We start from the raw sequence: 14,035 nt of genomic DNA, 5'->3' as shown, positions 1-14,035 counted from the left end.
ACCGGCAGGCAGCCGCGCCCGGTCACCTCGTCCTGGCGCGTCAGGTCCGATCTCGTGCCCAGTCAACGAGAGACCACCACCCTCGTAGCCTTGATCCATGAGCGCGCAGAACACCGACCTGCCCAGGACGAACGAGCACGGCCAGCCCATCGGTCCGGCCCTGCCCGGCTGGACCCCTCGGCCACGACCGGATGCTGACAGGCTGCGCGGCCGGTACTGCACGCTCGAGCGTCTCGACGTCGAACGTCATGCCGACGACCTCTACGCCGCGTACGCCGCAGCCCCTGACGACAGCGACTGGACCTACCTCCCGGTCGGACCGTTCGACTCACGCGAGCAGTACCGCGACTGGGCACGCCGGCAGGCTCAGACCGACGACCCGTGGCACTACGCAGTCGTCGACGCCTCGACCGGACGGGCCGTCGGCACCCTCGCGCTCATGAGGCAGGACCCGAGCAACGGTGCTGTCGAGGTGGGGTGGGTGGTCTTCTCCCGCGCCATGCAGCGCACGCCGCTGTCGACCGAGGCGCACTTCCTGCTCATGCGCTACGTCTTCGACGAGCTCGGCTACCGCCGCTACGAGTGGAAGTGCGACAGCCTCAACGCCCCGTCGCGCCGGGCCGCCGAGCGCCTGGGCTTCACCTACGAAGGCACGTTCCGCCAGGCCGTGGTCTACAACGGGCGCAGCCGCGACACGACGTGGCTCTCGGTCCTCGACGGAGACTGGCCGCAGGCCAAGAAGGGCTTCGAGACGTGGCTCTCTCCCGAGAACTTCGCCGTGGACGGCCACCAGCGGTCTGCGCTACGCACCCGGTAGCCGTCGTCAGCGCGGCCGCAGGGGCCTCGGCGACGAGACGCGCGGCGCTGGGCCGGAGGACCCGAGGAACCGATTTCCCGTGGTGTACCTTCAAGACCCAGCCGAGGCGCAGCACGACGACGCAGGAGAACGAGCGATGGCCACAGCAGACGCGGGACCACGACGACGCTCGGGCGCTGCCACCATCGGTGACGTCGCCGACGCTGCAGGAGTCTCGAGGGCCACGGTCTCGCGCGTGATGAACGGCCGGGCGACCGTGGCCGCCGACATCGCGCAGCGCGTCGAGGCCGCCGCGACCCGCCTGCGCTACAGGCCCAGCAACGTCGCGCGCTCGCTGTCCCTGGGCCGGACCAACACGATCGCCCTGATGGTCCCCGACCTCGGCAACCCGATGTTCCAGCAGATCCTCCGCGGAGTCACGAGCGCCGCCGCCCCCGAGGGCTACAGGGTGCTGGTCGCCGACACCGGCGAGTCCCCCGACGACGAGGCCGAGATCGCCCTCGAGGCCCGTCAGCGCTGCGACGCCCTCGTGCTCGTGTCGCCGCGGATGCCCGACGACGTCCTCGCCGAGCTGCTCCCTCAGGTCGGCCCCGCAGTCCTCGTGAACCGGACGGCCCCGCAGGGGCAGGCGCCGAGCGTGTCGGTCGACTACGTCCGCGGCATGCGCGCCGTCGTCGACCACCTCGTCTCCCTCGGCCACACGCGGCTCGTCTACCTCTCCGGGCCGGCCCGCTCGGCCTCCAACTCCTGGCGGCTCGCCGGGCTCGCCGAGGCGCGCCTCGTGCACCCGGAGATCGACCTCACGATCCTCGAGTGCGGACCGACCGTCGGAGACGGGTACGCCGTCGTCGAGGAGGTCCTCGCCACGCGCGCGACGGCCGTGGTCGCCTTCAACGACCTCGTCGCCTTCGGGCTGCTGTCCAGGCTCAACGAGACCGGCGTGGCCGTGCCCGACGACATCTCGATCGTCGGCTGCGACGACATCGAGCTCGCCCGGTACGCGACGCCGTCGCTCACCACCCTCGCGATCCCGCAGGCCGAGCTCGGGCGGCACGCCTGGCACCGGCTCCAGGACGTCATCACCGGCGCGGCGACAGCAGCCGAGATCACCCGCTTCGAGCCGCGCCTCGAGGTGCGGGCGAGCACCGGACCGCTGCCCGCCCGGCTGCCCGACAGCGAGGGCTCTCTCGTCGACAGCCCGCCGGCCGAGGACGCCACGGCAGACCCCGCAGCCCGTCCAGCGGCAGGAACTGCGGGTAGCCCGACCGAACGCGCGCGCGGCGGCACCCTCGCGTGGCGCACCGATGGCCAGGCCGTCGTGCTCGACAGCGGCGACATCGGCGACGTCGCGCTGGCCCGCTACACGACAGGTCAGGGCGTCCCCGCGGTCCACGCACCACGACCGCACCTGCACCCCGTGCGCACGCTCGCCGGCGCGCTCATGACCGAGACCAGCCCCGTGGACCACCGCCACCACTACGGCTTCTCGGTCGCCATCCCCGACGTCAACGGCACGAGCTTCTGGGGAGGGCGGACCTTCGTCAGAGACGTCGGGCCGACGCTCCTGGCCAACCACGGCCAGCAGGTGTCGACAGCGACGGCGCTCGCCGAGACACCCGGACCCACGCTCGACGACACCGTCGCGTGGCTCGACCAGCACGGCGATCCCCTGCTGACCGAGCGACGGACCCTGCGCGGCTCGCTCCTGACGGACCTCGACGGCTGGGCGCTGCGCTGGACGAGTGACCTCGTCGCCGACCACGGCGACCTCACCATCACGAGCCCCGGGGCTGCCGGACGCCCGGGAGCCGGGTACGGCGGGCTCTTCTGGCGCCTCTCCACGGCCGACGAGACGCACGTGCTGAGCCACGACGGCGAGGGCGAGCGAGCGGCCCACGGGTCCAGGTCTCCGTGGCTCGCGCTCACCCAGCGGCGCGGCGAGCGCTGGACGACGCTCCTGCTCGCCCAGCCCGGCGACCTGGCGCCATGGTTCGTGCGGGCAGCGACCTTCCCCGGGGCCGGACCGGCCCTCGCCTGGGACACGGCGCTCAGGGTCGAGTCCGGCCGGTCGCTGCGCCTCGACCTCGTCGGGCTCATGCTCGACAGGCGCATCCGCCCCGACGAGGGTGACGAGCTCGCGGAGCGCGTACTGACCGTCTGACCGGGCTGGACAGCGCGGCACGGGCCTCAGGCACGGCTTCTGCCGCCTTCTGAGAAACCGGTTTCTGGGATACGCTTGCCGCGTCGTCATCACCACGCAACGGAGCGAGGCACCCATGAGTCCCACGATCGAGCCCGGCGGTACCGTCGCCACAGCCAGCCCGGGCCGCACCAGCAGCACGACCGCCACCGCGACCGCGGCCCCCGCCGCGGGGACCTGGCGCCCGGCGCGCGGCGCGACCACCCTGACGCTCGACGGAGCAGAGCTCGCGCGCTACGACCACGGCTCGGCAGTCGACAGGGTGCACTCCCCCCGCCCCTTCCTGCACCCGGTCCGGACGCTCGGCGGCACCGTGCTCACCGACCTCGCACCCGCAGACCACCTGCACCACCTCGGGCTCTCGGCAGCGCTGCCCGACGTCGACGGCACCTCGTTCTGGGGCGGTCGCACCTACGTGCGCGACCAGGGCTCGACGCTCCTCGCCAACCACGGTCGCCAGCGGGTCACCGAGACCCGCATCCCCTCGACCGACGACGAGCGCGAGCGTGCCGGTGCCGACGTCGTCCAGCTGCTCACCTGGGACGACGAGCACGACGCACCCGTCCTGCACGAGGTCCGGACGCTCACCGCACGCACCCTCGGCGACGCGTGGACGCTCCGCTGGACCAGCACGCTGCGCGCCGACGTCCGCGACCTCAGCCTCGGCAGCCCCGCGACCAACGGACGCCCCGGCGCTGGGTACGGCGGTCTGTTCTGGCGCCTGGGTGACACACACGTCACCGTCGTGCTCTCCGAGGATGGCACCGGCGAGGAGGTCGCCCACGGCTCGACGTCGCGCTGGGTGGCCTTCGTGCAGAGCACCGGGGACGTCACCACGACCCTCGTGCTCGTCCAGCCGGACACCGACCGCCGACCGTGGTTCCTGCGCGCCTCCGAGTACGACGGAGCAGGCCCGGCCGCGGCGTGGTCGGAGCGCGTGAGCGTGCCACGAGGCCGTCAGCTGACGCTCGAGCTCGTCGCCGTCCTGGTCGACGGCCCCGTCGAGCCCCAGGCCGTCCCCGAGCTCGTCGCCCGCGCAGACCAGGCCCTCGCGGGAGGATGCTGACCATGAGCACCGCGACTCCCCCGTCTGACGCCCCCGTCGTCCACACCGTCACCCTCGTCGGCCCGCGGGGCTTCGGTGCCACGTACAGGGCGCGCCTCGCAGCCCTCACCGCGCAGGGCCGCGTGCGGCTCGGCGCCGTGGTCTCCCCCGACGACCCCGCCGGCCTCGACGACCTCCCCGACGGCACGCCGTGGTTCCGCACCCTCGAGGAGAACCTCGCGAGCGAGGACCCGGCCGTCCGCCCGGACGTCGTGATCGTCTCCACCCCGATCCACACCCATCTGCCTATCACCGAGGTGGCGCTGCGGGCCGGTTGCGACGTCATGCTCGAGAAGCCCCCGGTCCCGTCGGCCGCCGACCACGCCACGCTCCTCAGGCTGGTCGAGGAGACCGGGCGGCTGTGCCAGGTCGGGTTCCAGACCTTCGGCTCGACAGCCGTCGCCGAGGTCGAGCGCATCGTCGCCTCGGGCGAGATCGGTGAGGTCGTCAGCGTCGGGACCGTCGGCACGTGGACCCGCCCCGCGAGCTACTGGGCACGCGCCCCGTGGGCCGGGCGACGCGTCCTGGACGGCGTCGAGGTGGTCGACGGTGTCGTCACCAACCCGCTCGCGCACGCCGTCGCCACGGCGCTTCGGGTCGGCGGGGTCCGTCGTACCGACGACGTCGCGGAGGTCGAGGTCGACCACTTCCATGCCAACCCGATCGAGGCCGACGACACCTCCTCGGTCCGCGTGGTCGCGACGAGCGGCGTGACCTTCGGCTTCGGGCTGAGCCTGTGCGCCCCGGTCCGCACGCCGTCGCGCATCACGGTCTACGGGACCCTCGGTCGGGTGGTGCTCTACTACGAGACCGACCGCGTCGAGGTGCAGCTGCCCGAGGGCGTGCGGTTCGTCCAGGGTGACCGCGTGCCGCTGCTCGACGACCTCCTGGACGTCCGCGAGCGCCGTGCCGAGCGCGAGCTGCTGTGCTCCCTCGACGCGACAGGTGCCTTCACGCAGGTCGTCGAGGCGGTCCGCTCGGCTCCCGCGCCGCGACGGGTCCCGGAGGACCTGGTCCGCTGGGTCGGCGAGGGCGGCGACAGGCGCCCCGTCGTCACGGAGGTCGAGGAGTGGTGCGAGCGGGTGGCAGCCCGGTCTCAGACCTTCGCGGCAGCCGGAGCCCCCTGGGCCGTCTGACAGCCCGTCGTGCACCGCCGTACAGTAGAGCCGTGTTCCACCGCGATATCCGCCACTCGACCCGCCTGAACCCTGCGAACCGCCTCTGCCGGCACACCCGGCCACGCCGCGTGACCGTGCCGCGCGCCTCGCACCCCCGCCATGCGACTGCCGTCGGCCGCGTCGCCGTCTGCGCGACGGTCTTTGCCGTCGCCGCCCTCGGAGGCTGCTCGACGGACCCCGAACCTGCTGGCGGCACGACCGTCGCCGCCGACGGGACCATGACGGTCTCGGTCGTCATGAAGGACATGCGCTTCGAGCCCTCGGTGATCGAGGTCGAGCCGGGGACCCACGTGATCCTCGAGACCACGAACGCCGACTCCATGCCGCACGACCTCGTGTTCGAGAACGACCTGTCGACCGAGCTGCTGGCCCGCGACTCGTCCGCGACCCTCGACCTCGGGGTCGGGGTCGTCGACGAAGACCTCGACGGCTGGTGCAGCGTGAGCGGCCACCGCGCGGCCGGGATGACCTTGACGATCGAGGTCACGGGCGCCTGAGGCCCGCGCGTCACTGCTGAGGCCCGCGCGGTACCGCGCGTGGTGCCACGCGGCACCGCGCCTCTTGCCCCCTGACCCCGACGTGGTACGCTCGTACCAGATCAGACGCACCGCAGGGCTGTTGCCGCGACACGCACGCCATGGTTTCCTGATCTCATCGCCACAAGGCACCCCGGACGAGGTGCGCCGTACCCGGTCAGCGACAAGACGGCGCGTGGAGGTCTCTCATGGCGTGGATCGTTCTTGTCGTCTCTGGTGTCTTCGAAGCCGTCTGGGCCACAGCCCTCGGCCGCAGCGACGGGCTCAGCAGGCTCGCACCGACTGTCGTCTTCGGTGCAGGACTCGTGATCAGCATGGCCGGGCTCGCGTACGCGATGCGCGAGCTCCCCACCGGTACCGCCTACGCGGTGTGGGTCGGGATCGGTGCCGTCGGCACCGTGACCTACGCGATGGTCACCGGCGCGGAGCCCGCGTCCCTCGTCCGCATCCTGCTGCTGCTCGGCATCGTCGCGTGCGTGGTCGGGCTCAAGGTCGTGCACTGACGCCTGACCGGCGTCCAGGTCCGACGCGCCCTCAGGCGCGCGGCCCCTCCGCTCCCCCGGGCCCGCGGCGTTCCAGTCCCGTGTCCCTGTAGAACCCGTCGATGTGCGCCGCGACGGCGCTGCCAGCCTCGCTCGCTGCGCCGTCGCGGACCGCACGGAGCACCTCGCGGTGCTCTGCGCGCAGGCGCTCGGCTGTCGCCTGCCAGTCGTCGAGCCGTCGCGTCCCCTCCGTGACGTACGCGCCGATCGCCCCACGGAGCCCGAGCATGACCGCCTCGACGAGCACGTTGCCCGAGGCGGCCGCGAGCGCGACATGGAAGGCCGTGTCGAGCTCGAGGAACTCCTCGACGCCGACCCCCGGTACGTCCATCTGGTCGAGCAGCGCCTCGGCCTCGTCGAAGGACGGGGCCGGGGTGCGTCGCGCCGCGGCGCCGACGGCCCACGTCTCGAGCAGCACGCGGAGCTCGACGACGTCCTGGACGGGCAGCGCCCCCGAGGCGAGGTGCAGGCGCACCGCCGACCCGAGGCCAGCGGCCGGGTGGTCGACGACAGTCGCCCCCGAGTCCGGCCCTGACCCGACGGCCGTCCGCACGATGCCCATCGCCTCGAGGACCCGCAGAGCCTCGCGCACCGACGGTCTGGACACCTCGAGCTCTTCGGCCAGCGCGCGCTCGCCCGGGAGCCGCTCGCCGACGGCCCAGCGTCCGGCGGCGAGGTCGGCCTCGATGCGGGCCAGCACGCGCTCGTGTGTTCTCACCCGGTCAGCGTAGGGCGCATAAGGTGGGAACGTTGTGCGTGCCCCGTCCGTCGAACAGGTGGTGGGAGGCGTGCGCAGCCGCCTGACGTCGACGTCGGCGGTCCCGCGCCCACGCACGAGGTCTTGACAGGGGTCCGCCCCGGACGGAGAACGATGAGCAACCAGAAGAGCGTCCTGACCGCGACGAACCTGTCGGCCGGCTACGGGGGGACGCCGGTGATCCGCGACGTCAGCCTCACGCTGACCGGCGGCGGTGCCCCGATCGGGGTCATCGGGCAGTCCGGGGTCGGCAAGACGACACTCATCCACGCTCTGGTCGGTGTCCTCAAGCCCAGCGGCGGCCGCGTGACCTTCAACGACCGCACCGTGAGCAAGCTCGCCCTCGGTGCGAAGAAGAACTTCGGGGTGTCGGTCCGCCGCGTCCAGCAGAACGGGTTCACAGGGCTCGACTCGCGCCTGACGGTCCGCAAGGCGCTCGAGGCCGACCTCTCCAAGGCCCGCAAGGCAGGCCGCGACACCGGCGCCTCGGTCGAGGACGTGCTCGAGACCGTCCTGCTCGAGAACCGCTACGAGTCCCGCACCATCGGGACGCTGTCCGGCGGGGAGAAGCAGCGTCTCGCGCTCGCCTCGGCCCTCGCGACACGGCCCGACATCCTCATCCTTGACGAGCCGACGACGGCCCTCGACCACACGCTGCGACTCGAGCTCGGCCGGCGCATCTCCGAGATCGTCGCCGAGCGCAAGATCGGTCTGCTGCTCGTCTCGCACGACCTCGAGATGATCGCCCGGATCTGCTCGACGGTGCACGTGCTCTCGGACGGGACCTTCGTCGAGTCCGGCACGCCCGAGCAGCTGTTCAACAACCCGCACCACCCGGTCACCCGGGAAATCGCCATCGCGATGCCCCAGGCGTCGGGGATGCCCGAAGAGCTCCGCCAGCCGCGCTGACGCGCTCGGGCCGCTGACGGTCTCGGGTGGCTGCCGGGCTCGGGCGGCTGCCGGGCTCCGGCGGCTGACGGGCTCCGGCCGTGCGGGCGACGAGCGCTGCGAGGTGTGCGTCCGCACGGACCGTCGGTCAGCGGACCGCGGCCTCGCCCCTCTCGAGGACGTCGACCTCCTCGGTCGCGTCCTCGACGGCAGGCTCTTGCTTGAAGATCAGCTTGAAGATCGGGAAGAACACCCAGAAGGACACGCACGCGTTGATGAGCATGGTCGCGACGTCGGCGAGCGCCTCACCGCTCGCGCCCAGACCCCAGGTCTCCATGAAGAGCGTGTAGACGGGCTCCTTGTAGAAGGCCTGGAGGACCGCAGCACCGAAGGAGATCACCACGTAGGCGACGGTGTACCAGAACGCCGCCCACCACACGTTCGAGGTCGACTTGAAGGTGATGCTGCGCTGCAGGAAGAAGTTGATCACCTGTGCGACGAGCAGCGTGATCTGCACGGCGAGGAAGTACGCGAGCCCTCCGCCACCGAGCGGCAGGGCCCCCGCGGCGTAGTCGAAGACGTAGAAGGGCGTGCCGCCCGCGGCGTCGCCGACCTGGAAGACCTGGAAGGCCGTGTCGACGAGCGAGGTCCTGCCGAAGGCCCACTTGATGGCGGGCATGAGGATCAGCTGCAGCACAGTCATCCCGGTGCTCAGCAGCGAGAACATGACCAGCTGGGCTAGGCCAGGCCGTCTGTCGGCGAAGCGGTTCCACACTGCACGGATCGTCGTCATCTCAGCTCCTCTGCTGTGCCCGCCGCGGTGCCGTAGGTGCTCGCGGTGGCGCGCTCGTCGACGCCTGTCGTCGACCCGGGCCGGGCGCGCCTCGACGATCTGACATCGCCCGGGCTCCGCGGTGAGCCGCAGGTGCACAACCTGTCGCCCTGTCCGCACACTCTGTCGAGTGGAAAGCGTTTCCCTGTGGTCTGACCACATGCGTTATGGTGGACAGCAGTCAGATCCCGGCCCCCACCCCAAGGATCACCGTGCGCATCGCCCTCGCCGCCACCTGCATCGCCGACGCGATGTTCCCGCAGGCCCCTCAGGCCACAGTCACCCTCCTCGAGCGCCTCGGCCACGAGGTCGTGTTCCCGCCGACGCAGACCTGCTGCGGGCAGATGCACGTCAACACCGGGTACTACGACGACGCGCTCCCGGTGATCAAGAACCACGTCGAGACCTTCGCCCCGGTCCTCGACGCCGAGTGGGACGCCGTCGTCGTCCCGTCGGGCTCGTGCACGGGGTCGATCCGCCACCAGCAGGCGATGGTCTGCCGCCGCGCCGGGCAGGACGCCCTCGCCGCCACGGCCGAGGCCGTCGCCGCGAAGACCTACGAGCTCTCCGAGCTGCTCGTCGACGTCCTGGGCGTCACCGACGTCGGAGCGCACTTCCCGCACCGGGTCACCTACCACCCGACATGCCACTCGCTGCGCATGCTGCACGTCGGCGACAAGCCGCTGCAGCTGCTGCGTGCCGTCGACGGCATCGACCTGGTCGAGCTGCCCGAGGCCGAGTCCTGCTGCGGCTTCGGCGGCACCTTCGCGATCAAGAACTCCGAGACCTCGACAGCCATGCTGAGCGACAAGATGACGCACGTGAAGTCGACAGGCGCCGAGGTCCTCACCGCGGGCGACTACTCCTGCCTCATGCACATCGGTGGTGGCCTCACCCGGACGCGGGCAGGCGTTCGGACCATGCACCTCGCCGAGATCCTCGCGAGCACGCAGGCCGAACCCACCCGACCACCCGCTGCAGCAGGTGCCGCCCCCGTCGAGGTGAGCACCCGATGAGCACCTTCCTCGGCCTGCCGACGCTGCGCTCTCGACGCTCCCACGGGGCCGGTGGTGACACGGGCACCGGCGCCACCGAGCCCCTCGCCCCCGCGATCGCCGGAGACGAGGTCCCGCACCCCGACGAGCCGCTGCGCTGGGGCGACACCTTCCCCGAGGCCGCCCGCAAGGCCCTGGGCAACACCCAGCTGCGCCGCAACCTCGCACACGCCACGTCGACCATCCGCGCCAAGCGCGCCGCCGTCGTCGGGGAGGTGCCCGACTGGGAGGCTCTGCGCACAGCGGGCTCTGACATCAAGGTCGACGTCATGGCCCGCCTGCCCGAGCTCCTCGAAGAGCTCGAGCGCAACGTCACCGCGCGGGGCGGCACGGTCCACTGGGCCCGCGACGCCGCAGAGGCCAACCGGATCGTCGCCGACCTCGTCAAGGCCACGGGCGAGACCGAGGTGGTCAAGGTCAAGTCGATGGCCACCCAGGAGATCGGCCTCAACGAGGCCCTCGCCGAAGAGGGCATCGCGGCCTTCGAGACCGACCTCGCCGAGCTCATCGTCCAGCTCGCCGACGACATGCCCTCGCACATCCTCGTCCCGGCGATCCACCGGAACCGCTCGGAGATCCGCGAGATCTTCCTCAACCGCATGGAGTCGACGCCCGACGGCATGACCGACGCACCGCGCGAGCTCGCGATGGCTGCCCGCGCGCACCTGCGCCGGAAGTTTCTCTCGGCCAAGGTCGCGATCAGCGGCGCGAACTTCGCTGTCGCGGACACCGGGACGCTCGCCGTCGTCGAGTCCGAGGGCAACGGGCGCATGTGCCTGACGCTGCCCGAGACCCTCATCACCGTCATGGGGATCGAGAAGCTCGTGCCGACGTTCACCGACCTCGAGGTGTTCATGCAGCTGCTCCCGAGGTCGTCGACCGGTGAGCGGATGAACCCGTACACGAGCCTGTGGACAGGCGTGACCCCGGGAGACGGACCGCAGGACTTCCACCTCGTGCTGCTCGACAACGGGCGCACCAGGGCACTGTCCGACGACGTCGGCCGCGCGGCTCTCAAGTGCATCCGCTGCTCGGCCTGCCTCAACGTCTGCCCCGTGTACGAGCGCGTCGGCGGGCACGCCTACGGCTCGGTGTACCCCGGGCCCATCGGCGCGATCCTCACCCCGCAGCTCACCGGGACGACGGGGCACTCCGACCCCAACAGCACGCTGCCCTTCGCCTCGACGCTCTGCGGCGCCTGCTACGAGGTGTGCCCTGTGAAGATCGACATCCCGTCGCTGCTGGTCCACCTGCGCGCGCGGACCGTCGAGGAGGACAAGGCCCGGCACCGCCCGACAGCGTGGGGCGCCGCCATGAAGGCCGCCTCCTACGTGATGTCCGACGCGGACAGGTTCGCCACGGCCGAGAAGGGCACCGCCGTGCTGCGGGTCATGGCCGGGAAGAAGGGTCGCATCTCCTCGCTGCCCTACCCGGGGTCGCTCTGGACCGGGGCACGAGACCTGCCCGCCCCACCGAAGGAGACCTTCCGGCAGTGGTGGGCCCGGACGCACCCGGAGGACGAGAGCGAGCCCGGCCCGGCTAGACCGGCGGACGGGACGAGCAGCACGACGGGAGGCGACGACGCATGAGTGCACGCGAAGAGATCATGGGGCGCGTGCGGGCAGCCCTCTCGGACGTCACCGCCTCGGGCGCTCCTGTGACGAGCGTCGAGCGCGAGTACCGCACGAGCGGCCCGCTCGCCGTCGGGTCCGACGAGGCCGTCGAGATGCTCGTCGACCGTCTCGTCGACTACAGGGCGACAGTGCACCACGCCGTCGACGACGCCGCTGTCGCGCGGGTGGTCGCCGAGATCGTCCACGGGCTGCCGCGCGCCAGCAGCATCGTCGTCCCCTCCGGCATCGACAGGTCGTGGCTCGCGGCCCTGCCGACCTCCGTCGAAGTCCTCGACGACTCCCGTGAGCACCCGATGACAGCCCTCGAGCTCGACGAGGTCGACGCCGTGATCACGGCCTCCAGGGTGTCCGTCGCCGACACCGGCACCATCGTCCTCGACGGCGAGCCCGACCAGGGCCGCCGGGCCGTGACCCTCGTCCCCGACGTCCACGTGTGCGTCGTGCGGCGCGACCAGGTGGTCGAGACTGTGCCTGAGGGTGTCGCGATCCTCGCCGAGCACCCCGACCGTCCGCAGACCTGGATCTCCGGCCCGAGCGCCACGAGCGACATCGAGCTCTCCCGCGTCGAGGGCGTCCACGGCCCCCGGACGCTGCACGTGGTCATCGCGGGCTGAGGGCCGCTGACGGCGTCCGGCCCTCCGACGGCCCGTCGGCTGCGAGCGCGACGGGCCCCTACAGGTCGGCTGCGTGGACCACGCTCGACCTGCCGTCGACGAGGCGCACGACCTCGTGCAGGCGCGGCAGGTGCCCGAGGTCGTGCGTGACCAGGAGCGTCGCCGTCTCCATCCGACCCGTGAGCTCGAGGACGAGATCGATGATCCTGGCGCCGTTCTCCTGGTCGAGCGCGCTGGTCGGCTCGTCGACCAGGAGCACACGAGGCTCGTTCATGAGTGCCCGGGCGATGTTGACCCGCTGACGCTGCCCACCCGAGAGCTGGTGGGGGCGCCTGTCGCGGTGGTCCCCCAGGCCGACAGCGTCCAGCAGCTCGTCAGCGCGGCGACCCGACGCGGCGCGGGCGCGGCGACGCCTGCCGGGACCGAGCTCGTTCATCACGGCGAGCTGGTCGTGCGCCGTCAACGAGGGCAGCAGGTTGGGCTGCTGGAACACGATCCCGATGCTCTCTCGCCGGAGCGCGGTCGCCTCCTCCCGCCGGAGTGCCGTCGCGTCGACGTCGTCGACGAGCACGCGCCCGGAGTCAGGGCGGATCAGCGTCGCCGCCACGGCCAGGAGGCTCGACTTGCCCGACCCGCTCGGGCCGGTGATGCCGGTGACGGTCCCCGGGTGCGCGGTGAGAGAGACGTGGTCGACGGCAGTGACCTGGGCGTCTCCGTCCGGGAAGGTGAGGGTGACGTCGTCGAGGCGGATCATCGGTTGCTCCCGAGGGCTGTGAGGGGGTCGGCGGAGGTGATGGGACGGAGCGCGACGCCTGCTCCCGCCAGGCCGAGCACGATCATGACGGCTGCGGGCAGGAGGGTCGTGACGGGACTGAGCGCGAACGGGAGCGCGGTGCCGGCGAGGGTGCCGAGCAGGACGACGACACCCAGCCCGACCCCGGTCCCGAGGAGCAGCACGACGGCTGCCTGCCCGAGGGCGTCGCGCACGAGGGACCGCGTGCTGGCGCCGAGCGCCTTGAGGACCGCCACGTCCCCCTGGCGCTGCATGGTCCAGACGGTGAAGAACGCTCCGACCACCAGCCCCGAGATCCCGAAGAGCATCACGACCATGAGGAGCAGAGACCCGATCTCGGACGTGAAGGCGCTCAGCGCGGTCACCGACCCGAGGACGCTGCTCGAGGTGGTCCCGGCGCTCTCGTCGGTCGCCGCCCAGTCCGGGTCACCGGAGACCGCCAGGACTGTCGCGTGAGCACCCGGGGCTCCTGTCGCTGCCGAGTAGGTCTGCCAGTCCTGCAACGTCATCTGCACGACAGGCGCATGGCTGTACCACCCGTCGCCAGCCACTGCCGCGACCGTGTAGGTGGTGCCGGCGACGGCGACCTCGGCACCGGCCTGGACATCCAGGGTCTCGGCGGCGCCCACCGACAGCGTGAGCGTCCCTTCGTGGGTGGGAGCGTCAGGCCCGAAGGTCGGTCGCACACCGAAGAGGCTCACCGCGGCACGCGAGTTCCCGGCCTCGGCACTGGTCTGGCTGATCCCGACAGGTTCGACAGCGCTCACCCCGTCGGCCGACTCCCACGAGGACGCCTGCTGCTCGGTGACCACCGAGTCGGAGAAGCTCTGCTCGGTGCCCCCGCCGAACACCACGCGGTCTGCCGGGAGCGCGAGGACCGCCGAGACGTTCTGGGCGGCGAGCCCTCCGGTCAGCCCGCTGAGGAATCCCACGAGCACGGTGATGAGCGCGACGACCGCGCCGATGAGGACGAACCGTCCCCGGGCGAAGCGCAGGTCACGCAGGGCGACGAACATGAAGAGCTCCTCTCTGGCCACCTGAGGTGATGACGTCTCCGACTCTGCGCTCTCGCCGCACGCCGCAG

14 protein-coding genes and 1 riboswitch are annotated in these 14,035 nt (G+C 71.8%); of the genes, 10 read left to right on the top strand and 4 right to left on the bottom strand.

Features of this window, described 5'->3' with window-relative positions; all coding sequences use genetic code 11:
* Nucleotides 1-97 precede the first annotated feature (97 nt).
* The 6 genes from ASG53_RS16505 (at nucleotide 98) to ASG53_RS16480 (ending at nucleotide 6,339) form a co-directional block, all read left to right on the top strand.
* Entirely contained in the window at nucleotides 98-817 is a 720-nt protein-coding gene (locus ASG53_RS16505; RefSeq protein WP_056135910.1) for a GNAT family N-acetyltransferase, read from the top strand.
* Nucleotides 818-953: 136 nt separating this feature from the next.
* On the top strand, nucleotides 954-2,978 hold the full coding sequence (locus tag ASG53_RS16500) for a DUF6807 family protein (RefSeq protein ID WP_056135906.1): 2,025 nt from the start codon (nucleotides 954-956) through the stop codon (nucleotides 2,976-2,978).
* Nucleotides 2,979-3,093: 115 nt separating this feature from the next.
* On the top strand, nucleotides 3,094-4,083 hold the full coding sequence (locus ASG53_RS16495) for a PmoA family protein (RefSeq protein WP_056135903.1): 990 nt from the start codon (nucleotides 3,094-3,096) through the stop codon (nucleotides 4,081-4,083).
* Between the two features lie 2 nt (nucleotides 4,084-4,085).
* Nucleotides 4,086-5,258, top strand: a complete 1,173-nt coding sequence (locus ASG53_RS16490; RefSeq protein ID WP_056135899.1) for a Gfo/Idh/MocA family protein — start codon at nucleotides 4,086-4,088, stop codon at nucleotides 5,256-5,258.
* Between the two features lie 32 nt (nucleotides 5,259-5,290).
* Nucleotides 5,291-5,797 carry a cupredoxin domain-containing protein gene (locus ASG53_RS16485; RefSeq protein WP_056135897.1) on the top strand — a complete coding sequence of 169 codons (507 nt, stop codon included), beginning with the start codon at nucleotides 5,291-5,293 and terminating at the stop codon, nucleotides 5,795-5,797.
* Between the two features lie 154 nt (nucleotides 5,798-5,951).
* Nucleotides 5,952-6,014, top strand: a riboswitch (guanidine-III (ykkC-III) riboswitch).
* A 10-nt stretch (nucleotides 6,015-6,024) separates the two neighbouring features.
* Nucleotides 6,025-6,339: a DMT family transporter gene (locus tag ASG53_RS16480; RefSeq protein WP_056135894.1), complete on the top strand. Its 315-nt coding sequence runs from the start codon at nucleotides 6,025-6,027 to the stop codon at nucleotides 6,337-6,339.
* A gap of 31 nt (nucleotides 6,340-6,370) precedes the next feature.
* Here the strand turns inward: ASG53_RS16480 and ASG53_RS16475 are convergent, their stop codons facing one another.
* Nucleotides 6,371-7,096, bottom strand: a complete 726-nt coding sequence (locus ASG53_RS16475; protein ID WP_056135892.1) for a FadR/GntR family transcriptional regulator — start codon at nucleotides 7,094-7,096, stop codon at nucleotides 6,371-6,373.
* A 153-nt stretch (nucleotides 7,097-7,249) separates the two neighbouring features.
* On the opposite strand from ASG53_RS16475, the gene ASG53_RS16470 reads away from it, so the two are divergent.
* On the top strand, nucleotides 7,250-8,044 hold the full coding sequence (locus ASG53_RS16470; RefSeq protein ID WP_056135890.1) for an ATP-binding cassette domain-containing protein: 795 nt from the start codon (nucleotides 7,250-7,252) through the stop codon (nucleotides 8,042-8,044).
* A 127-nt stretch (nucleotides 8,045-8,171) separates the two neighbouring features.
* On the opposite strand, the gene ASG53_RS16465 is transcribed toward ASG53_RS16470, so the two are convergent.
* Nucleotides 8,172-8,816, bottom strand: coding sequence for a hypothetical protein (locus ASG53_RS16465; RefSeq protein ID WP_056135887.1), 645 nt, complete (start codon nucleotides 8,814-8,816; stop codon nucleotides 8,172-8,174).
* Nucleotides 8,817-9,067: 251 nt separating this feature from the next.
* Here ASG53_RS16465 and ASG53_RS16460 point away from each other — a divergent pair, with 251 nt between their 5' ends.
* The 3 genes from ASG53_RS16460 to ASG53_RS16450 are packed head-to-tail and all read left to right on the top strand — an operon-like array spanning nucleotide 9,068 to nucleotide 12,158.
* A complete protein-coding gene (locus ASG53_RS16460) occupies nucleotides 9,068-9,871 on the top strand; it encodes a (Fe-S)-binding protein (protein ID WP_056135884.1) in 804 nt (267 codons plus the stop codon).
* A complete protein-coding gene (locus ASG53_RS16455; protein ID WP_200945521.1) occupies nucleotides 9,868-11,499 on the top strand; it encodes a LutB/LldF family L-lactate oxidation iron-sulfur protein in 1,632 nt (543 codons plus the stop codon). The genes ASG53_RS16460 and ASG53_RS16455 overlap by 4 nt, the downstream gene beginning before the upstream one ends.
* Nucleotides 11,496-12,158, top strand: coding sequence for a LutC/YkgG family protein (locus ASG53_RS16450; protein WP_056135881.1), 663 nt, complete (start codon nucleotides 11,496-11,498; stop codon nucleotides 12,156-12,158). Before ASG53_RS16455 ends, ASG53_RS16450 begins: the two co-directional genes overlap by 4 nt.
* A gap of 58 nt (nucleotides 12,159-12,216) precedes the next feature.
* On the opposite strand, the gene ASG53_RS16445 is transcribed toward ASG53_RS16450, so the two are convergent.
* Nucleotides 12,217-12,912 carry an ABC transporter ATP-binding protein gene (locus ASG53_RS16445; RefSeq protein ID WP_056135879.1) on the bottom strand — a complete coding sequence of 232 codons (696 nt, stop codon included), beginning with the start codon at nucleotides 12,910-12,912 and terminating at the stop codon, nucleotides 12,217-12,219.
* Complete coding sequence (locus ASG53_RS16440; RefSeq protein ID WP_056135876.1) at nucleotides 12,909-13,967, bottom strand: FtsX-like permease family protein; 1,059 nt, start codon at nucleotides 13,965-13,967, stop codon at nucleotides 12,909-12,911. The genes ASG53_RS16445 and ASG53_RS16440 overlap by 4 nt, the downstream gene beginning before the upstream one ends.
* Nucleotides 13,968-14,035: the final 68 nt, after the last annotated feature.

This window comes from Sanguibacter sp. Leaf3 (genome assembly GCF_001425965.1).
Classification (GTDB): Bacteria; Actinomycetota; Actinomycetes; order Actinomycetales; family Cellulomonadaceae; genus Sanguibacter; species Sanguibacter inulinus.
Note: the sequence above shows the minus strand (reverse complement) of the source record. Positions and strands in the feature narration are given on the sequence as shown.